21 protein-coding genes are annotated in these 17,423 nt (G+C 72.1%); 8 read left to right on the forward strand and 13 right to left on the reverse strand.

The annotated features are described in order from the left end of the window. Nucleotides 1-28 precede the first annotated feature (28 nt). The 4 genes from ABD127_RS17395 to ABD127_RS17410 are packed head-to-tail and all read left to right on the forward strand — an operon-like array spanning nt 29 to nt 3,385. Nucleotides 29-1,273: a magnesium transporter MgtE N-terminal domain-containing protein gene (locus ABD127_RS17395; RefSeq protein ID WP_344204244.1), complete on the forward strand. Its 1,245-nt coding sequence runs from the start codon at nt 29-31 to the stop codon at nt 1,271-1,273. After that, nucleotides 1,266-1,817, forward strand: coding sequence for a DUF1003 domain-containing protein (locus tag ABD127_RS17400; RefSeq protein ID WP_344203850.1), 552 nt, complete (start codon nt 1,266-1,268; stop codon nt 1,815-1,817). The genes ABD127_RS17395 and ABD127_RS17400 overlap by 8 nt, the downstream gene beginning before the upstream one ends. A 48-nt stretch (nt 1,818-1,865) precedes the next feature. Continuing rightward, nucleotides 1,866-3,047, forward strand: coding sequence for an Mrp/NBP35 family ATP-binding protein (locus ABD127_RS17405; protein ID WP_344203852.1), 1,182 nt, complete (start codon nt 1,866-1,868; stop codon nt 3,045-3,047). A gap of 17 nt (nt 3,048-3,064) precedes the next feature. Then, nucleotides 3,065-3,385: a sec-independent translocase gene (locus ABD127_RS17410; RefSeq protein ID WP_344204246.1), complete on the forward strand. Its 321-nt coding sequence runs from the start codon at nt 3,065-3,067 to the stop codon at nt 3,383-3,385. A 106-nt stretch (nt 3,386-3,491) separates the two neighbouring features. On the opposite strand, the gene ABD127_RS17415 is transcribed toward ABD127_RS17410, so the two are convergent. Both ABD127_RS17415 and sigE read right to left on the reverse strand, forming a co-directional pair. After that, on the reverse strand, nt 3,492-4,364 hold the full coding sequence (locus ABD127_RS17415; RefSeq protein WP_344203854.1) for an anti-sigma factor family protein: 873 nt from the start codon (nt 4,362-4,364) through the stop codon (nt 3,492-3,494). Then, a complete protein-coding gene (sigE, locus tag ABD127_RS17420; protein ID WP_344203855.1) occupies nt 4,361-4,972 on the reverse strand; it encodes an RNA polymerase sigma factor SigE in 612 nt (203 codons plus the stop codon). The genes ABD127_RS17415 and sigE overlap by 4 nt, the downstream gene beginning before the upstream one ends. Nucleotides 4,973-5,110: 138 nt before the next feature. Here sigE and ABD127_RS17425 point away from each other — a divergent pair, with 138 nt between their 5' ends. Next, nucleotides 5,111-5,755 (forward strand): O-methyltransferase, encoded by a 645-nt coding sequence (locus tag ABD127_RS17425; protein ID WP_344203856.1) that lies wholly within the window; start codon nt 5,111-5,113, stop codon nt 5,753-5,755. Between the two features lie 18 nt (nt 5,756-5,773). Here the strand turns inward: ABD127_RS17425 and ABD127_RS17430 are convergent, their stop codons facing one another. From ABD127_RS17430 to ABD127_RS17440, 3 genes are all read right to left on the reverse strand, one after another. After that, complete coding sequence (locus ABD127_RS17430; RefSeq protein ID WP_344203857.1) at nt 5,774-6,118, reverse strand: hypothetical protein; 345 nt, start codon at nt 6,116-6,118, stop codon at nt 5,774-5,776. Then, the gene (locus ABD127_RS17435; RefSeq protein ID WP_019145023.1) at nt 6,118-6,279 is read right to left on the reverse strand and encodes a DUF3117 domain-containing protein; all 162 of its coding nucleotides are present in this window, start codon (nt 6,277-6,279) and stop codon (nt 6,118-6,120) included. The genes ABD127_RS17430 and ABD127_RS17435 overlap by 1 nt, the downstream gene beginning before the upstream one ends. Nucleotides 6,280-6,368: 89 nt before the next feature. Continuing rightward, entirely contained in the window at nt 6,369-6,932 is a 564-nt protein-coding gene (locus tag ABD127_RS17440) for a DNA-3-methyladenine glycosylase I (RefSeq protein ID WP_344203860.1), read from the reverse strand. Between the two features lie 89 nt (nt 6,933-7,021). On the opposite strand from ABD127_RS17440, the gene ABD127_RS17445 reads away from it, so the two are divergent. Then, a complete protein-coding gene (locus ABD127_RS17445; protein WP_344203861.1) occupies nt 7,022-7,825 on the forward strand; it encodes an ion transporter in 804 nt (267 codons plus the stop codon). Here ABD127_RS17445 and dapE read toward each other — a convergent pair. The 4 genes from dapE to ABD127_RS17465 all read right to left on the reverse strand — a co-directional run bounded on the left by dapE (nt 7,822) and on the right by ABD127_RS17465 (nt 11,846). After that, nucleotides 7,822-8,880, reverse strand: a complete 1,059-nt coding sequence (gene dapE, locus ABD127_RS17450) for a succinyl-diaminopimelate desuccinylase (RefSeq protein WP_344203862.1) — start codon at nt 8,878-8,880, stop codon at nt 7,822-7,824. The genes ABD127_RS17445 and dapE overlap by 4 nt on opposite strands. A gap of 165 nt (nt 8,881-9,045) precedes the next feature. Continuing rightward, entirely contained in the window at nt 9,046-9,723 is a 678-nt protein-coding gene (locus ABD127_RS17455; RefSeq protein WP_344203863.1) for a VOC family protein, read from the reverse strand. A 35-nt stretch (nt 9,724-9,758) separates the two neighbouring features. Beyond that, nucleotides 9,759-10,658 (reverse strand): aminoglycoside phosphotransferase family protein, encoded by a 900-nt coding sequence (locus ABD127_RS17460; protein WP_344203865.1) that lies wholly within the window; start codon nt 10,656-10,658, stop codon nt 9,759-9,761. Between the two features lie 27 nt (nt 10,659-10,685). After that, on the reverse strand, nt 10,686-11,846 hold the full coding sequence (locus tag ABD127_RS17465) for an acyl-CoA dehydrogenase family protein (RefSeq protein ID WP_344203866.1): 1,161 nt from the start codon (nt 11,844-11,846) through the stop codon (nt 10,686-10,688). A 116-nt stretch (nt 11,847-11,962) separates the two neighbouring features. Between ABD127_RS17465 and ABD127_RS17470 the strand changes: the two genes are divergently transcribed. After that, the gene (locus tag ABD127_RS17470; protein ID WP_344203867.1) at nt 11,963-12,550 is read left to right on the forward strand and encodes a hypothetical protein; all 588 of its coding nucleotides are present in this window, start codon (nt 11,963-11,965) and stop codon (nt 12,548-12,550) included. Nucleotides 12,551-12,699: 149 nt separating this feature from the next. Then, on the forward strand, nt 12,700-14,220 hold the full coding sequence (gene mqo / locus ABD127_RS17475) for a malate dehydrogenase (quinone) (RefSeq protein ID WP_344203868.1): 1,521 nt from the start codon (nt 12,700-12,702) through the stop codon (nt 14,218-14,220). A gap of 29 nt (nt 14,221-14,249) precedes the next feature. On the opposite strand, the gene purE is transcribed toward mqo, so the two are convergent. The 4 genes from purE to ABD127_RS17495 form a co-directional block, all read right to left on the reverse strand. Continuing rightward, nucleotides 14,250-14,774: a 5-(carboxyamino)imidazole ribonucleotide mutase gene (gene purE / locus ABD127_RS17480; protein ID WP_344203869.1), complete on the reverse strand. Its 525-nt coding sequence runs from the start codon at nt 14,772-14,774 to the stop codon at nt 14,250-14,252. 44 nt (nt 14,775-14,818) lie between these two features. Continuing rightward, nucleotides 14,819-15,268 (reverse strand): hypothetical protein, encoded by a 450-nt coding sequence (locus ABD127_RS17485; protein WP_344203871.1) that lies wholly within the window; start codon nt 15,266-15,268, stop codon nt 14,819-14,821. Between the two features lie 2 nt (nt 15,269-15,270). Continuing rightward, on the reverse strand, nt 15,271-16,386 hold the full coding sequence (locus tag ABD127_RS17490) for a 5-(carboxyamino)imidazole ribonucleotide synthase (RefSeq protein ID WP_344203872.1): 1,116 nt from the start codon (nt 16,384-16,386) through the stop codon (nt 15,271-15,273). A gap of 142 nt (nt 16,387-16,528) precedes the next feature. Further along, nucleotides 16,529-17,423: adenylate/guanylate cyclase domain-containing protein (locus ABD127_RS17495; protein ID WP_344203873.1), on the reverse strand; the 895-nt coding region annotated here is incomplete at its 5' end.

Consider the following 17,423-nt stretch of genomic DNA (forward strand, 5'->3'; position numbering starts at 1 on the left):
CCGCCGGTAGGGTGCTGACGTGAGCACCATGCCCGGACGCATCTTCCTGTCGCGCATCGTCGGCCAGCCGGTCTTCGACCCGGCCGGCGACCGTGTGGGCAAGCTGCGCGACGTCGTGGTGACCGTGCGCTCGACCGGACGTCGCCCGCGCGTGCTCGGGATCGTCGTCGAGGTCCTCGGCCGGCGGCGCGTCTTCCTGCCGATCACCCGCGTCACGTCGCTCGACGGCGGCCAGATCATCACGACCGGTGTCGTCAACATGCGTCGCTTCGAGCAGCGCAAGCACGAGACGCTGGCGGTGCACGAGCTGTTCGACCGCCAGGTCACGATCGCGGGCGACGTGCCCGGCACGGTCTTCGACCTCGCGATGGAGATGGACACGCGCCGCGACTGGCACCTGACCCACGTCGCGGTGCAGGAGGCCGGCAAGCGATTCGGCCGCCGCGGCACGGCCCACACGCCGGAGTGGTCGGAGGTCGTCGGGCTCGCCGACGAGGACTCCGTGCAGGGCGCGCAGCACCTGCTCAAGACCATGGACGAGATGCGCGCCGTCGACCTGGCGAACGCTGTCCTGGAGCTCACGCCCAAGCGCCGTCTCGAGATCGCCTCCGAGCTCGGCGACGAGCGCCTGGCCGACGTACTCGAGGAGCTGCCCGCTAGCGCCCAGGTCGAGATCCTCGGCGTACTCGACCCCGAGCGTGCCGCGGACGTCGTCAGCGAGATGAACGACGACGACGCGGCCGACCTCCTCGGTTCCCTCCCGCCGGCCACGGCCGAGCAGCTCCTGGCGCGCATGGAGCCCGAGGACGCCGAGGACATGCGCCGCCTGCTGACCTACGAGGAGGGCACGGCCGGCTCGATGATGACGACCGACCCCGTCGTCCTGGCCCCCGACGCCACGATCGCCGAGGCCCTCGCCCGGGTGCGCGAGCCCGACCTGATCCCGGCGCTCGCGTCGATGGTCTACGTCTGCCGACCGCCGGTGGAGACCCCGACGGGACGGTTCCTGGGGGTCGTGCACCTCCAGGCCCTGCTGCGCCATCCCCCCTCGACCCTCGTCAGCGCGATCGTCGACGACGACATCGAGTGGCCGCGCCCCGAGTCGTCGCTCGCCGACGTCTCGAGCCTCCTGGCCGCCTACAACCTCGTGGCGCTGCCCGTGATCGACGAGTCCAAGCACCTCGTGGGCGCGGTCACGATCGACGACGTCCTGGACCACCTGCTGCCCGAGGGCTGGCGCGAGTCCTCGACCGAGGCGGTGCGTCATGGCTGAGCAGTCCCGGCGCGACGCCGACCGCCAGAGCCGCCTCGACCAGCCGCGCGACCGCCGTCGCGGCTGGCGCCCGCGCACCGACTTCGACACCGAGCGCTTCGGCCGGTTCGCCGAGTCGTTCGCCCGCTTCATGGGCACCGCCACGTTCCTGGCCGGGATGACGGTCTTCATCATCGTGTGGCTGGTCTGGAACGTCGTCGGTCCGGAGAAGGCCCAGTGGGACCCGTACCCCTTCATCTTCCTGACCCTGATCCTGTCGCTGCAGGCCTCCTACGCCGCTCCCCTGATCCTGCTGGCGCAGAACCGCCAGGAGGCCCGCGACCGCGTCCAGCAGCAGCAGGACCGTGACGCCGACGCCCAGTCGCACGCCGACATGGAGTTCCTCGCCCGCGAGGTCGCGAGCCTGCGTCTGGGTCTCGGGGAGGTCGCCACCCGCGACTTCCTGCGCAGCGAGCTCCGCGGTCTCGTGGAGGCGCTGGACCCCTCCGACGACGCCGAGCGACGCGACAAGCCGAAGAAGGACAAGCGCTCCACATCCGACTGAGGCTGGACTCACCTCGGTCGCACAGCGGTCCCCCGTACGATGGAGGGCATGGCCGTCGTCACCGAGGAGCAGGTCCGCGAAGCGCTCACGCGCGTCAACGACCCCGAGATCAAGCGTCCCATCACCGAGCTCGGGATGGTCGACACCGTCACGATCGAGGACACCGCCATCACGGTGCGCCTGCTCCTGACCGTCGCCGGGTGTCCGCTGAAGGACACGCTGACGCGTGACGTCACCAACGCGGTCGCCGGCGTGGCACCCGCTCACCTGGTCCACGTCGACATGGGCGTCATGACCGACGAGCAGCGCGCCTCGATGCGCGAGATGCTCCGGGGCGGCGCCGCCGAGAAGGAGATCCCCTTCACGCAGCCCGGCAACCTGACCCGCGTCTACGCGATCGCGTCGGGCAAGGGCGGGGTCGGCAAGTCCTCGGTCACGGTCAACCTCGCGGCCGCCATGGCGCTGCGCGGGCTCAAGGTCGGCATCCTCGACGCCGACATCTACGGCCACTCGATCCCCGACCTCATGGGCGTCGGCGACCACCGTCCGACCCAGGTCGACGACATGATCATGCCGGTCCCCGTTCCCGTCACCACCTTGGGCAACCACCCCGAGGCCATCGCGGCGCCGGACATCAAGGTCATCAGCATCGGCATGCTGAAGCCCCGCAAGGACCAGGTCGTCGCCTGGCGCGGCCCGATGCTCGACCGCGCGCTGGTGCAGATGCTCAGCGACGTCTACTGGGGCGACCTCGACGCCCTCCTGCTCGACCTGCCCCCGGGCACGGGCGACATGGCCATCAGCATCGGCCAGCACCTCTCCAACGCCGAGGTCGTCGTCGTGACGACCCCGCAGCAGGCGGCGGCGCAGGTCGCCGAGCGCGCCGGCACGATGGCCTCGATGCTGCACCAGCGTGTCGTGGGCGTCGTCGAGAACATGTCGTACCTGGAGCTCCCCACGGGCGAGCGCATGCAGGTCTTCGGCGAGGGCGGCGGCCAGCAGGTCGCCTCGACCCTGGCCGAGCGCCTCGGGCACGACGTCCCGCTCCTGGCCGAGGTGCCGCTCGACGAGCGCCTCCGCGTCGGCGGCGACGACGGTCACCCCATCGTCGTGGCCGACCCCGGCTCGACCGCGGCGGTCGTCCTGCAGGCGGCGGCCGACCGGCTCAGCGGGCGTTCGCGCGGCCTGGCCGGCATGCAGCTGGGTCTGACCCCCGCCGGCCGGCTCTAGGACCTTCCGTGTTCGGGATGGGTTGGGCCGAGATCGGCGTGATCCTGGTCGTGGCCATGCTCGTCTTCGGGCCCGAGCGCCTTCCCGAGCTGGCCAAGCAGGCCGGCGGCTTCGTCCGTACCGTCAAGCAGATGGCTGACAACGCCAAGAACGACCTCGGGCGCGAGATCGGTCAGGACCTCTCCGGCCTGCAGCTGCGCGACCTCGACCCGCGCGAGGCCGTGCGTCGCACGTTCCTCGACGAACCGCTGCTCTCGGGCGGGACCGCGGCCAAGGCCGTGACGTCCCGGGCCCTGCGCCCCGGCGAGAAGCCCCCCTTCGACGCCGAGGCCACCTGACGATCGCCCTCCGGTGACCGCCGATGATGCATCCCGGTAGCCCGGGCTGCCTCTTTGCATCGTTCCCCGTGCGTGACCGGGGCAGCGCGATCGCGGAGCCTCGTGGTCAGGCGGCGGAGACCCAGGAGGTCATGCGGTGCAGGCCGTCCTCGATGCGCTCGACGGTCGAGCGGGTGGGGGTCGAGGGCAGCTGGCCGACGACCTGCGCGATGCGCTCGGCGGACGCGTCGGTGACGACGGTGTAGACGATGCCGTCGGCCTCCCAGGCGGCGACCGTGGGGATCCCGTCGCGGACCCACACGTCGGACCCGGCGACGGTGCGGAGCTGGAACCCGGTCATCGCCGACGGCTCGAGGGAGCCGATCTGCTCGATGAGCTGCAGCTGCACGTGCTCGCCGGAATAGCGCAGCGAGACCTCCGCGTCGCCGACCAGACGCCCCTCGACCCGCTCAAGGTCGCCCGCGAGCGTCATGTGGCACGGCCAGCCGTCGGCGTCGAGCTCGTCCAGCTCGGCGGTGGAGAGGGTGTCGTCGCCGCCGACGGGGGCCGAGGCCGCGACGATGTCGGGCGCGCGCTGGCTCGCGGCCTCCTGCAGGAACTCTGCGGCGTAGGCGTCGAAGTCGGGACTGACGGGATCGGCCGTGGTCGGCAGCGGCGGCGCCAGTACGTAGGCCAGCAGCAGCACCGCGGCCGAGGATCCCATCAGGGCGACGACGACGCCGAGCGACCGCTGCAGCGCCTGCCGACCCCGCGGATCGGGCTCACCCGGATCGGCGGCGACGGCTGCCAGGGCCGCAGCGAGGTGGGGCGGGACGCCGGCCCGGGCTCCCGACGCCATCCGGCGCTTGAGCTGCTCCTGCTGCACGACGAGCTCGCGACACCGCTCGCACTCGTCCAGGTGACGACGCGCGGCTGACTCCCGTGCGGGCGAGAGCTGCCCGTCGACGAAGGCCGCGACATCGGCACCGAGATGGGTCATCCGATCGAGACCGGTCCCCAGACCCGGGTCCGGCCACGGCTGGGCGCACGGTGGGCGAGCGCGGCCCGCAGCTGGGTGCGGCCACGGTGGATGCGCGACCGCACGGTGCCGAGCTTGATGCCCAGGACGTCGGCGATCTCCTCGTACGTCAGGCCCTCGACGTCGCACAGCACGACGACGACCCGGAAGTCCTCCGGCAGCGACTGCAGGGCCTGCTCGATGTCGGGGTCGAACCCGGCGTCGTGCACCGACTCCTCCGGGCGCAGGTCGCGCGCCAGCAGGCGCTCCTCGGCGCCGTCGGCGAAGCGGTCCATGCGGATCCGGGTGGCGCGACGCGCGCGGTCGAGGAACAGGTTGGTGGTGATGCGGTGGAGCCAGCCCGGGAAGTTGCCCGGCTCGTAGGTGTCGAGCGAGCGGAACACGCGGACGAACACGTCCTGCGTGAGGTCCTCCGCGTCGTGCGGGTTGCCCGTCAGACGCAGCGCGAGGCGGTACACCCGCGCGGAGTGCTCGGCGACGATGTCGTCCCACTCCAGCGAGGGGTGCGGCTCGGCCGCAGCCTCAGCACTCACCTGGAGAGTAGTCACGGGGTTCCTGTCGCTGGTCATGGACTGATCGTGTCGGTTCTTGCTGAGAGAACGCCCAGCGCGCGCTGACGGTTCCCCAAGCACCTGAAGCGGTCGAAGTCGTCCCATTCTCCCGCGCGCCGCCGGGGTCTGCAGGTCGGGCCGCACTACGCTGACGACGTGGCCGGTGACGACAACATGATCAACGCAGCGAGCCTGGCGTACGCGGAGCAGTACCCCCGCGAGGACGCCGTCCTCGCCGAGGCCCGGCAGCGCGCCTCGGTCGTCGGCGTCGTCCCCATCGGTGCCGGTGGCGCCGCCACGCTCGCCTTCCTCGCCGCCGCGGTGGGCGCCAAGGCCGTCGTCGAGATCGGCACGGGCACGGGCGTCTCCGGCTTGTGGATCCTGCGCGCCGCGCCCGACGCGGTGCTGACGTCGGTCGACCTCGAGGCCGAGCACCAGCGTCACGCCCGCGAGGTCTTCGGACTCGCCGGTGTCCCGTCGCAGCGGTTCCGCCTGATCGCTGGCGCAGCGCTCGACGTCATGTCGCGACTGGCGGACGGCAACTACGACCTGGCCTTCCTCGACGGCGACAAGGTCGAGTACGGCGAGTACCTCGACGAGGCGATCCGGCTGGTCCGACCCGGCGGCCTGATCTGCTTCGACAACGCCCTGTGGCACGACCGCGTGGCCGACCCGGCGCAGCGCGATCCCGAGACCACGGCCGTGCGCGACCTCATCCAGCGGGTGCGCGACGACGAGACCTTGCGGGCCATCGTGCTGCCGGTCGGCGACGGACTGCTCGCCATCCAGAAGCTCGGCTGAGCCAGCAGCTCGCGCGCGTCAGTTCTCGAAACGGGCCGACGAGCGGAACCCGGCGGGTCCGCGCACGACCGCGACGACCTCGTAGGGCTCGATCAGGATCGGCGGGGTGCCGATCAGGCGAGAACCCGGCTGGGTCGTCGCCGTGGCGGTGAACTCGCGCTGGAACGCCTCACGCGCCTCGGCCGACGCGAACACGTACGTGCCCTCGAACCACTCGCCCTCGCGGGCACGCCAGGTCTTGTGCCGGAGCCCGTCCAGCCCGGCGAACCGGGCGAGGGACTCGTCCTCCACGTAGGCGCGAAGGCGTTCGAGCGTGCCGACCGGGGCGTCGGTCAGGGACCAACGCACCGCGAGGCCGAACATCACACTGCTTTGAGGGCGTCGCCGAGCGTCGCAGCTTCCTCGTTGTTGAGCTCGACGACCAGGCGGCCTCCGCCCTCCAACGGGACGCGCATGACGATGCAGCGTCCTTCCTTGGTGACCTCCATCGGACCGTCTCCAGTCCGCGGCTTCATGGCCGCCATGAGTTCCCCTCTCGTCGAGCAGGACCCGCCGTCGCAGCGGGTCCGAGCCTCCATTATCGCCCATACCGGTGACCGGTGCGACGCTGACCTCAGACCGGCGCCGTGACGCAGGCCTCGAGGTGGTCGTCGACCAGGCCCACGGCCTGCATCAGCGCGTAGGCGGTGGTGGGCCCGACGAACCGGAATCCCTGGGACTTCAGCTGCTTCGCCAGCGCGATCGACTCGGTGGTGGTCGCGGGGACGTCGGCGAGGCTGCGCGGGCGCGGACGCTCGGGCTGCGCGAAGGACCAGATCTGGGCGTCGAGCTGACCGTCGAGCGCCACGACGGCGCGCGCGTTGGCGAGCGTGGCCTCGATCTTGGCCCGGTTGCGCACGATGCCGGCGTCGGCGAGCAGCCGCTCGACGTCCGCGTCGCCGAAGGCGGCGACGGCGTGCGGGTCGAAGCCGGCGAAGGCCTCGCGGAAGGCCGGCCGCTTGCGCAGGATGATGGCCCAGGACAGCCCCGACTGGAACGCCTCCAGCGTGAGGCGCTCGAACAGGCCGACGTCGCCGTGGACGGGTCGCCCCCACTCGGTGTCGTGGTACTCCAGCATGTCGGGCGCGGCCCCCCAGGGGCAGCGCAGGAGGCCGTCGGGTCCGGGAATCGCGCTCACGGCCCGATCGTGCCACTGCCCACGGACAGGCTTTCGCCCACTACGCTTCTGCTCGTCGCCGGGAGTCCAGGCCGCCGAGGGGAGCACGAGTGTCCGACGCACGCGCGCGGGTGAGGTCGCTGGTCGACTCCTCGCGCTTCCAGTGGTTCATCATCGCCGTGATCGTGGTCAACGCTGCCGTGCTCGGCGTCGAGACGTCGCCCGGGATCCTCGACGACGCCCGCTGGGTCGTGACGCTCGGGTGGGTCACGGTCGGCATCTTCGTCGTCGAGATCGGCCTGCGGATCTTCGCGCACGGTCGCGACTTCTTCCGGGACGGATGGAGCCTGTTCGACCTGTTCGTCGTCGTCATCGCGCTGGTCCCGGCGTCCGGCACCCTCGGGGTCCTGCGCGTCCTGCGGGTCCTGCGCGTGCTGCGCCTGCTGTCGGCCGTGCGCTCGATGCGGCGGGTCGTGGCGGCCCTCGGGGCCACGATCCCCGGCATGGCCTCGATCGGCGCCCTGCTGCTGATGCTGGTCTACATCTGCGGCGTCATGTCGACCCACATGTTCGGCGGCACCGACCCGGAGCACTTCGGCGACCTGCCGACGTCGCTCCTGAGCCTGTTCCAGGTCATGACCGGCGACGACTGGGCCAACGTCATCCGCCCCGTCACCGACGAGCACCCTGCGGCGTGGGTCTTCTTCATCCTCTACATCCTGATCTCGACCTACATCGTGCTCAACCTGTTCATCGCGGTCGCGGTCGAGGCGCTCGACCGTCAGTCCGAGGACGACAAGGCCGAGATCGTCGCCGAGGTCGAGGAGGGCGAGGGGCTGATGCTCGCCGCGATCGCCGACCTCAAGGACGAGGTCGCCCGACTGCGGGCCGACCTCGACGAGCGGCGCGCCTAGCTGGTCAGCCAGGTGCGGAGACGGTCCTCGACGCTGCGGAGGTCGGCGACCGGCACCTGCTCGTCGGCCTTGTGCGCGAAGATCGGGTCGCCGGGGCCGTAGTTCACGGCCGGGACGCCGAGCAGCGTGAACTTGGCGACGTCGGTCCAGCCGAACTTCGGGCCGACCTCGGCGCCGACGGCCTCGACGAACGCCGCCGCGGCCGGACGGGAGAGTCCGGGCATCGCGCCTGGCGCGGAGTCGGTCACGACGAGGTCGAATCCGGCGAACGTCTCGTGCAGGAACGCCAGCGCCTGCTCCTCGGAGCGGTCGGGCGCGAAGCGGAAGTTGACCGTGAGCGTCGCGGCGTCGGGCACGACGTTGCCGGAGACGCCGCCGGAGATCGCCACGGCGTTGAGCCCCTCGCGGTACGTCAGCCCGTCGATCTCGACCTCGCGCGACACGTAGGCGTCGAGCGTGGCCAGGACCGGGGACAGTGCGTGGATCGCGTTGGAGCCCATCCAGGCGCGCGCCGTGTGGGCGCGTTCGCCCCGCGTGCTGATGTCGACGCGCATCGTGCCCTGGCAGCCGGCCTCGACGCCGGCTCGCGACGGCTCCATGAGGATCGCGAAGTCGCCGGCGAGCCACTCGGGGTGCTCGCGGGCCAGGCGGCCGAGGCCGTTGTGGACGGCGGCGATCTCCTCGGCCTCGTAGAACACGTAGGTGACGTCGCGGGTGGGCTCGGGGACCGACGCGGCGAGCTTGAGCGCCACGGCGACCCCGCCCTTCATGTCGCACGTGCCGAGCCCGTGGAGGACGTCGCCGTCGAGCCGCGAGGGCAGGTTGCCGTTCACGGGGACCGTGTCGAGGTGGCCGGCGATCACGACACGGTCGGCGTGACCGAGATCGGTGCGCGCGACGATCGAGTGGCCGTCGCGCACGACCGACAGGTGGGGCAGCGCCCGCAGCGCGGCTTCGACGTCGTCGGCGATCTGCTGCTCGTGCAGGCTCTCCGAGGGCAGGTCGACGAGGGCGGCGGTCAGGTCGACGACGTCAGCGGTGAGGTCCAGGGCCATGCGACCACTCTGTCACGCCCCCACCTCCTCCTCCCGACCGCTCGCGAGTGAGTTTCCGCCCTGCCGGGAGTGAGTTTCCGCCCCGCCGCGAGTGCGTTTCCGCCCCTGCAGGGGCGGGAATCCACTCGCCGAGGGGCGGGAATCCACTCGCGAGGGGGCGGGAATTCACTCGCGAGGGGGGAACACGCAGAACTCGTTGCCCTCCGGGTCGGCCATGACGGTCCACGGCTCGTCGTCGAGCGGCGGCCGCAGCACGGAGGCGCCCCGCGCGACGAGGTCGTCGGTCGTGACGCCCGGCTGCAGCACGACGTCCCAGTGGACCCGGTTCTTGACCGTCTTGGCCTCGGGGACCGGGGCGAAGTCGAAACCCTCCCCCGGCATCCCGGGGACGTTCTCGAGCGAGGAGTAGCCGTGGTCGGGGTGGTGGGTGAGGTCTCCCCCGACGACGTCGGCCCACCAGGCGGCGATCGAGGCGTGGTCGACCGCATCGACCTCGAGGGCCTTGAACGCCGTGACCGAGTCGCTGTCGAACACGCAGAACTCGTGACCCTCGGGATCGGCGAAGGTCGTCCACGAGAACTGGCCCGGCTCGCTCAGGCGGCGCAGGCCACCCTGGTCGGCCAGGGAGCCTCGCACGTCGATGTGCACGCGGTTCTTGACCGTCTTCTCCTCCGGGACGGGGTTGATCCAGACCGTCTGCCCCGGGTCGTCGCCCCGCAGCACCGCGTCGTCGCCGTCGTCGAACAGCTCGCGCCTCAGGCCGAGGCGCTCGGCCCAGAACTCGGCCGACGAGGGCGCGTCGACCGCATCGATCACGAGGTCCTTCCACGTCACGAGCGTCATGTCCCGACGGTAACCCGATCGATCCCGATCCGCCCTCAGTCCTGCACGGCCTTGACGATCGTGATGGCCGCGGTGACCCGGTCGGCGTCACCGTCCTCGATCGCCCACATCGCGTTGTGGGCCTCGCGGACGACGACCCAGTCACGCGCGCGGTCCTCGTCGAGGCCCGCGACGTCGACCAGGGTGTGGAAGCGCCGCCGGATCGCGAACCGCGGATCGCGCGCCGCGAGCACCTCGTCCCACCGGTTCCAGAGCATCGGGGCGATCTCGTAGTGCGGGTCGCCGGAGAGCGGCTGGGGGTCGATCGCGAGCCAGGGTGCACGGTCGGCGGCGAGCACGTTCTCGTCGTGCAGGTCGGTGTGGACCAGCGTGCCGTCGGTGCCGGGGTCGGCAGCGAGGGCCCGGCCGAGGTGGACCGCCTGCTCGACCAGACGGCGCGGGAACGGCGCCGACCGGGGCAGGGCCGCCAGGTCGTCGGTCCAGCGCGCCACGGTCGCCGACAGCCGGTCGAGGCGAGCCGGGGCCGGCACGTGCAGGGACGCGTAGAGGCCCGCGACGACCTCGCACGCCTCGATGGCGCCGAGGGCGCGCAGGTCGGACGTCCCCAGGCGCTCCAGCAGCAGCACGTTCGACGCCGGGTCGGCGCGCAGCATCCGCACCGCACCACGGCCGTCCCAGTGCCGCAGCGCGAGCCACTCCTGTCGGGGCTCCTCGAACGGCCAGCCGGCCTTGAGCACGGCGGCCGCGCCGTCGGCGAGCACGGGGACGACGACCGCGGTGTGCCCGTGCATCGGCGGACCGTCGACCACGAGGTCCCACGCCTCCAGGGCGTGAGCCAGGCGGCGCGGGACCGAGGCGACCCAGTCCGCCCAGCGGTCGTCCCGGCCCGCGTGCGCGAGGAAGCTCGCGGGCAGGTCGAAGGGCAGCAGGCTCACGTCACGAGCCTGCCACCCCCGCGGGGCTCAGATCGACTGGACCCCGGCGAGGAGCTGGCGCCCCATGACGATGCGCTGGACCTGGTTCGTGCCCTCGTAGATTTGGGTGATCTTGGCGTCGCGCATCATGCGCTCGACCGGGTAGTCGCGCGTGAAGCCGTAGCCACCGAGCAGCTGCACGGCGTCGGTCGTGACCTGCATCGCGGTGTCGGAGGCGAAGGCCTTGGCAGCAGCGCCGAAGAACGTGAGGTCCTTGTCGCCGCGCTCGGAACGTCCCGCGGCCGCGTACGTGAGCTGACGGGCCGCCTCGATCTTCATGCCCATGTCGGCGAGCATGAACTCGATGCCCTGGAACTCGGCGATGGCCTTGCCGAACTGCTTGCGCTCCTTGACGTACCCGAGGGCGTAGTCGAGCGCGCCCTGGGCGACGCCGACGGCCTGCGCGGCGATCGTCACGCGGGTGTGGTCGAGGGTCTTCATCGCGATGCTGAAGCCCTCGCCGACCTCGCCGATGATGCGGTCGCCGGGGATGCGGACCTGGTCGAGGTACACCTCGCGGGTCGGCGAGCCCTTGATGCCGAGCTTCTTCTCGGGGGCACCGAACGAGACCCCCTCGTCGGACTTCTCGACGACGAAGGCCGTGATGCCCTTGCTGCGCTTCTCGGGATCGGTCTGCGCCAAGACCGTGTAGAACTCCGACTCGCCGGCGTTGGTGATCCAGCGCTTCGTGCCGTTGAGGACCCAGTCGTCGCCGTCGCGCGTCGCGCGGGTCTTCTGGTTCGCCGCGTCCGAGCCCGCGTCGGGCTCGGACAGGCAGTACGAGAAGCCGCCCTCGCCGGCCGCCAGCCTCGTGAGGTAGTTCTTCTTGATCTGCTCGCCGCCACCGATCTGCACCGGCAGGGAGCCCAGCTTGTTCACCGCGGGGATCAGCGAGCTCGACACGCAGACGCGGGCGACCTCCTCGATCACCAGGACGGTCGCGAGCGCGTCGGCACCGGCGCCGCCGTACTCCTCCGGAACGTGGGGCGCGTGGAAGTCGGCGGCCACGAGCGCGTCGTGCGCCTCCTGCGGGTAGCGAGCCTGCTCGTCGACGTCGGCGGCGTGCGGGGCGATCTTCGCCTCGGCCACGTTGCGCACGGCCTCACGGATGGCCTGGTGCTCCTCGGACAGCACGAACATGTCACTCATCGTCGACTCCTGGTGGACGGTCTGGTGCGGTCCGGGGTCGGGACCGCACCATCATTCTAGGACTTCCGACTAACTGAGGACAGAGGACCCCGGGTCCCGTCCGTCACACTGGGGTCGTGACACAACGATTCGACGGGCACATCGTCGGCCTGGGCACCACGAGCGGGACCCGCGTGGTGGTCGGCATCTGGGACCGCAGCCCGCTCGGGAGCTTCGCCGACGCGATGGTCGAGCACCCCGACGGCCGGCGCCTCCTGCTGGCCCCCGACGACCGGGTCGCCGAGCTCGTCTCGACGACCTACACGTTCGACGAGGTGCAGGTCGTGCCGGTCGAGGTCGACGGGTGGAGCATCGCGGCCGGGCCGCTGCGGGCCCGGTGGACCCCGGGCCGACGCGCCCCGGTCGGCTGGGCGCTGCGCGCCGTGCCCCGACCCCTCGGCCGCCGCGAGGCCTGGGCCCGCGTGTGCGACCCGATCGCCCGCCGGCTCGTGCCGGGCGTGCGCACCCACGGCAGCGCGGGCCACGGCCGCACCGAGTGGTACGCCGCGTCGGACGCGTGGCACGTCGCCGCCGCCACCCTCACGTGGGACGGTGGCGACCTCGGCCCGCTCGCGCCCGTCGACCCACCCGTCCGGTTCGGGTTCGCCTCGGCACCGCGCACCCCGACGCTCACACGCGTCAGCTCCTTCATCCGCGAGGGCTGACCCCGCTCCTGGCCGGTGAGACGCACTTCACACCGGCGCCGGGCAATCTCACACCGATTCGATGCGGCCCTCAACCAGTCGCTCCGGCAGAGTTGGAAGGCGGACCAGAAGCTTCGGTCCGCACGTCTGCCGCAAGGAGTTGTCGAGCGTTGTCCGAGAACGCCAACCATCCCGTCCCGTCGGCCTCGCCGCTCCCCGATCGCGTCACGACCGACGTGCTGCTCGTCGGCGCCGGTGTCATGAGCGCGACGCTCGGTGCGATGATCCGCGCCCTCGAGCCCGACTGGTCGATCACGGTGCTCGAGCGCCTGGCCCACCCGTCGCTGGAGAGCACCGGCCCGTGGAACAACGCGGGCACCGGACACGCCGCGCTGTGCGAGCTCAACTACACGCCCAAGACCGCCGACGGTGACGTCGACATCTCCAAGGCGCCCGTCGTCAACGAGCAGTTCCAGCTGTCGCGCCAGTTCTGGTCGCACTGCGTCGACACCGGCGTGCTGGGCGACCCGGCGAGCTTCATCAACCCCGTGCCGCACGTGAGCTTCGTGCAGGGTGCCGAGAACGTCGAGTACCTGCGCAAGCGCTACGACAAGCTCTCGGCCAACCCGCTCTTCGAGGGCCTGGAGTTCATCGACGACCGCGACGAGTTCGCGCGCCGCCTGCCGCTCATGGCCGAGGGCCGCGACGAGAGCGAGGACGTCGCCGTCAGCTGGTCCGACAGCGGCACCGACGTCGACTTCGGCTCCCTGACGTCTCAGCTCGTCGACCACCTCGCGCGCACCGGTGCCGACATCCGCTTCGACCACCACGTCAAGAACCTGTCCCGCGAGAGCGACGGCACCTGGCGCGTCACGGTCAAGGACCGTCAGTCCGGCAAGAACGTCGTGATCTCGGCCAAGTTCGTCTTCGTCGGCGCCGGCGGCGGCGCGATCCAGCTGCTGCAGCGCTCGGGCATCGAGGAGATCAAGGGCTTCGCGGGCTTCCCCGTCAGCGGCCAGTTCCTGCGCTGCCTCGACGAGGACGTCGCCGCGAAGCACCAGGCCAAGGTCTACGGCATGGCCGCGGTCGGCGCCCCGCCGATGTCGGTGCCGCACCTGGACACCCGCGTCATCGACGGGCACCGCTCGCTGCTGTTCGGCCCGTACGCGGGCTGGACGCCGAAGTTCCTCAAGGAGGGCTCGTTCACCGACCTCCCGTCGTCGATCCGCCCCCACAACCTCGCGCCGATGGCCGCCATCGGCGTCACCTCCTGGTCGCTCATCAAGTACCTCGTGCTCGAGCTCGCCAAGACCCGCGGCGGCAAGGTCGACGCACTGCGCGTCTTCGCCCCCGAGGCCGAGGACCGCGACTGGGAGCTCATCACGGCCGGTCAGCGCGTGCAGGTCGTGCGCAAGAAGGGCCGCTTCGGCGGTTCGCTCGAGTTCGGCACGACCGTCATCAACGCGGCGGACGGCTCGATCGCGGGCCTGCTGGGCGCCTCGCCGGGTGCCTCGACCGCGGTCTCGGCGATGCTCGACGTGCTACAGCGCTGCTTCCCCTCGCGCTTCGAAGGCTGGCGCACCCAGCTCAAGGACGTCGTGCCCTCGTACGGCACCTCGCTCGAGGACAACCCGGCGCTGCTCGACGAGCTGCGCACCTGGACCGACAAGTCCCTCCAGCTGACCCGCTGAGCCCTACCCGCCCCGGGCGGGGGTGTGGGTCAGCGGGGGCCGAAGCCGGCCGGCCCCGGGCCGGCGGCGCCGTCGCGGACCGTGGCGCCCTTGGCGCGCGCAGCGTCGGCCAGCGCGGACTGGAAGTCGAGCATCTTCTGCGTCAGCGTCTCGTCGCCCGTGGCGAGGATGCGCGCTGCGAGGAGACCCGCGTTGCGGGCGTTGCCGATCGAGACCGTCGCGACCGGCACGCCGGCCGGCATCTGCACGATCGAGAGCAGCGAGTCCATCCCGTCGAGGTACTTCAGCGGCACCGGCACGCCGATCACCGGCAGCGGGGTGACCGCGGCGAGCATGCCGGGCAGGTGGGCCGCTCCCCCGGCGCCCGCGATGATCACCTCGAGCCCGCGGGCGTGCGCCTCGCGACCGTAGGCCAGCATCTCGTCGGGCATCCGGTGCGCCGAGACGACGTCGGCCTCGTAGGCGATGTCGAACTCCCGCAGCGCCTCGGCCGCGGCCTCCATCGTCGGCCAGTCGGAGTCCGAACCCATGACGATCCCCACGCGTGCGCTCATGGCGCGATCCTAGCCAGCACGCGACGTCGCCCGGGGGTCCCGGCTCACCCGACGGCGACCAGGAGCACCGCGACCAGGATCGCGACGCCGTGCCCCCACAGGACGTGGGGCGAGTTCGCGGCCCGGGCCCACCGGTTCGGCTCGACCCCGCCGAGGTGCACGCCGGCGAGCTTGTCGATCGGACGCACGTCGAGGCGGACGGCCGTCAGGCCCTCGGCCCGCAGCAGGCCCACGTGGTCACCGTCGCGGACGAGGCTCCCGATGCGGCGGCGGTAGGTCCAGACCGCGATGACGCAGGTCGCGACCCAGCCTCCGATCCAGAGCATCAGCATCCCGCCCAGACCCGCCTGGGCCGACTCCTGCCCCGTGAGCGCCAGGAGGACGAGCACCAGGCCAGCCACCACGAGCGGCGCGAGCACGACCATCCACCCGAGCAGGGCCAGGTGGGCCCGTGCCGTGAGCCACCGGGCGCGGCGGACGGTCAGCCGCGGCACGCTCAGCCGTCGGTGAGGAGGGCGGCCGCGCGGCGGGCGTCGGCCAGGACCGCGTCGAGGTCGTCGCCGACGACGGTCACGTGCCCGACCTTGCGTCCCGGCTTGACGGCCTTGCCGTACAGGTGGACCTTGGCGTGCGGCACCGCAGCGAGCGCGACCGGCAGCTGCGCCTCGAGGTCGGTGACCGATCCGCCCAGGACGTTGACCATGACGCTCCACGCCGCGAGCGGGCGCGCTGAGCCGAGCGGCAGGTCCATGACGGCCCGCAGGTGGTTCTCGAACTGGCTCGTGACCGCTCCGTCGATGCTCCAATGACCCGTGTTGTGCGGTCGCATCGCGAGCTCGTTGACCAGGACGCGACCGTCGGCGGTCTCGAAGAGCTCGACCGCGAGCATGCCGACCACGTCGAGCTCGGTCGCGACCCGCTCGGCGAGCGCGGCGGCCTGCTCGGCGAGCGCGGGGTCCAGGTCGGGCGCCGGGGCGACGACCTCGGCACACACGCCGTTCGCCTGGCGCGACTCCACGACGGGGTACCGGGCCACCTCGCCACCGGGGCGGCGGGCGACCTGCGCCGACAGCTCGCGGCGGAAGTCGACGAGCTCCTCGGCGATCAGCGGCACGCCGGCGGCCAGCGCGTCCTCGGCGTCGGACGGCTCGCGCACGACCCAGACCCCCTTGCCGTCGTACCCGCCGCGCGTCGTCTTCACGACCGCCGGGAAGCCGAACGCGGCGACGTCCTCGGCCGACGTGACGAACGCCCACCGCGGGCACGGCACGCCCAGCTCGGTCAGCCGTTCGCGCATCTCGCCCTTGTCCTGCGCGAACAGCAGCGCGTGGGGTCCGGGGCGCGGCGCGTGGCCCGCGGCCGCCAGCGCGCGCAGGTGCTCCGGCGGCACGTGCTCGTGGTCGAACGTGACGACCGAGACGCCCTCGGCGACGGCCTCGAGGTCGGCCAGGACCGTGTGGTCGCCCACGACGGAGTCGGCCACGACCTGCGCGGCCGAGACGTCGGGTCCCTCGGCGAGCAGCCGGATGCGGAGCCCGAGGGCGATCGCGGGCTGCTGCATCATCCGGGCCAGCTGGCCTCCGCCGATCACTGCCAGGTGTGCGCGCGCCATGACCGCGATGCTATCGAGCCCCGTCACCCGCACGCCCTTCGAGGCTCGCTCGTTCCTCGCTCGCACCTCAGGGCCCGGGACCCGCCCGCCCCCTGAGGTGCGAGGAACGAGCCTCGAAGGGGGTTCGCCGGCCGCTCGGCCGTCAGCGGGAGCGGAAGGCGCGGCGCTGGGTGACCGTGATGGGCGAGACGTTGCCGAAGCCGCGCAGCGGGCGCGGCGGGAGCGCGCGCGTCGCGAACTCGGGTCCGATCGCCCGGGCGGTCTCCTCGTCGACCAGCACCCGGTGGGCGCGGGCGACGTGCGAGAGGCGCGCGGCGAGGTTGACCGGCGGGCCGAAGACGTCGCCCAGGCGGCTGACGACCGACCCGGTCGCCAGGCCCACGCGGATCGCCGGCACGTCGTCGCGAGCACCGACGCTGCCGACGAGGTCGAGGGCGATGCGGGTCGCGACGACGGGGTCGGCGGTGACGTACAGGACCGCGTCGCCGAGGGTCTTGATGACCCGTCCGCCGCCGACCGTGATGACGTCGGCGCCACGCTCCTCGAACCGCTCCACGAGCGAGCCTAGCGCGGCGTCGTCGAGCTGGTTCGACAGCGAGGTGAAGCGGCTGAGGTCGGCGAACCCGACCGTCATCGTCGTGGTGCGCAGCTCGGTGTCCTTGGCGCCGATCGCCTCCATGCGAGCGGCAGCGGCCGTGAGGTGGCGCCGCCAGACCTGCACGAGGACCTCCTCGAAGCGAGGGGCCACCTGCTGGGCGAGGGTGAGCGCGACGCTGAGGCGGCTGTCGGCTCGTCCGACCTGGACGTCGTGCTCCATCTCGTCGACCAGCGTGGCGACCTCCCAGTCGGCCAGCCGGGCCATCGTCACGCCCATCGCGCGGGCGAGGCGCAGCACCGTGTCCTCGGTCAGCAGGTCGGACTCGACCGCGGCCTTGACCTGCCCGAACGCGGCGACGTCGGCGTCGCCGAACGCCTGGCGGTCGCCCGGCTCGGGGAAGCCCAGGGCCCGCCAGAGACGGCGCACAAGCTCGACGTCG

Origin of the sequence: Aeromicrobium alkaliterrae, assembly GCF_039529015.1 — a bacterium.
Lineage (GTDB): Bacteria > Actinomycetota > Actinomycetes > Propionibacteriales > Nocardioidaceae > Aeromicrobium > Aeromicrobium alkaliterrae.

Bases quoted from the DNA above. Each gene is read 5' to 3' on its own strand.
- ABD127_RS17455 (WP_344203863.1), bottom strand. From the start codon at position 9,723: ATGACGCTCGTGACGTGGAAGGACCTCGTGATCGATGCGGTCGACGCG.
- dapE (WP_344203862.1), bottom strand. From the start codon at position 8,880: ATGGCCCTGGACCTCACCGCTGACGTCGTCGACCTGACCGCCGCCCTC.
- ABD127_RS17430 (WP_344203857.1), bottom strand. From the start codon at position 6,118: ATGTTCGGCCTCGCGGTGCGTTGGTCCCTGACCGACGCCCCGGTCGGC.
- ABD127_RS17405 (WP_344203852.1), top strand. From the start codon at position 1,866: ATGGCCGTCGTCACCGAGGAGCAGGTCCGCGAAGCGCTCACGCGCGTC.
- ABD127_RS17395 (WP_344204244.1), top strand. From the start codon at position 29: ATGCCCGGACGCATCTTCCTGTCGCGCATCGTCGGCCAGCCGGTCTTC.
- ABD127_RS17490 (WP_344203872.1), bottom strand. From the start codon at position 16,386: ATGGCGCGCGCACACCTGGCAGTGATCGGCGGAGGCCAGCTGGCCCGG.
- sigE (WP_344203855.1), bottom strand. From the start codon at position 4,972: ATGACCAGCGACAGGAACCCCGTGACTACTCTCCAGGTGAGTGCTGAG.
- ABD127_RS17410 (WP_344204246.1), top strand. From the start codon at position 3,065: ATGGGTTGGGCCGAGATCGGCGTGATCCTGGTCGTGGCCATGCTCGTC.
- ABD127_RS17415 (WP_344203854.1), bottom strand. From the start codon at position 4,364: ATGACCCATCTCGGTGCCGATGTCGCGGCCTTCGTCGACGGGCAGCTC.
- ABD127_RS17435 (WP_019145023.1), bottom strand. From the start codon at position 6,279: ATGGCGGCCATGAAGCCGCGGACTGGAGACGGTCCGATGGAGGTCACC.
- purE (WP_344203869.1), bottom strand. From the start codon at position 14,774: ATGAGCGCACGCGTGGGGATCGTCATGGGTTCGGACTCCGACTGGCCG.
- ABD127_RS17465 (WP_344203866.1), bottom strand. From the start codon at position 11,846: ATGAGTGACATGTTCGTGCTGTCCGAGGAGCACCAGGCCATCCGTGAG.
- ABD127_RS17400 (WP_344203850.1), top strand. From the start codon at position 1,266: ATGGCTGAGCAGTCCCGGCGCGACGCCGACCGCCAGAGCCGCCTCGAC.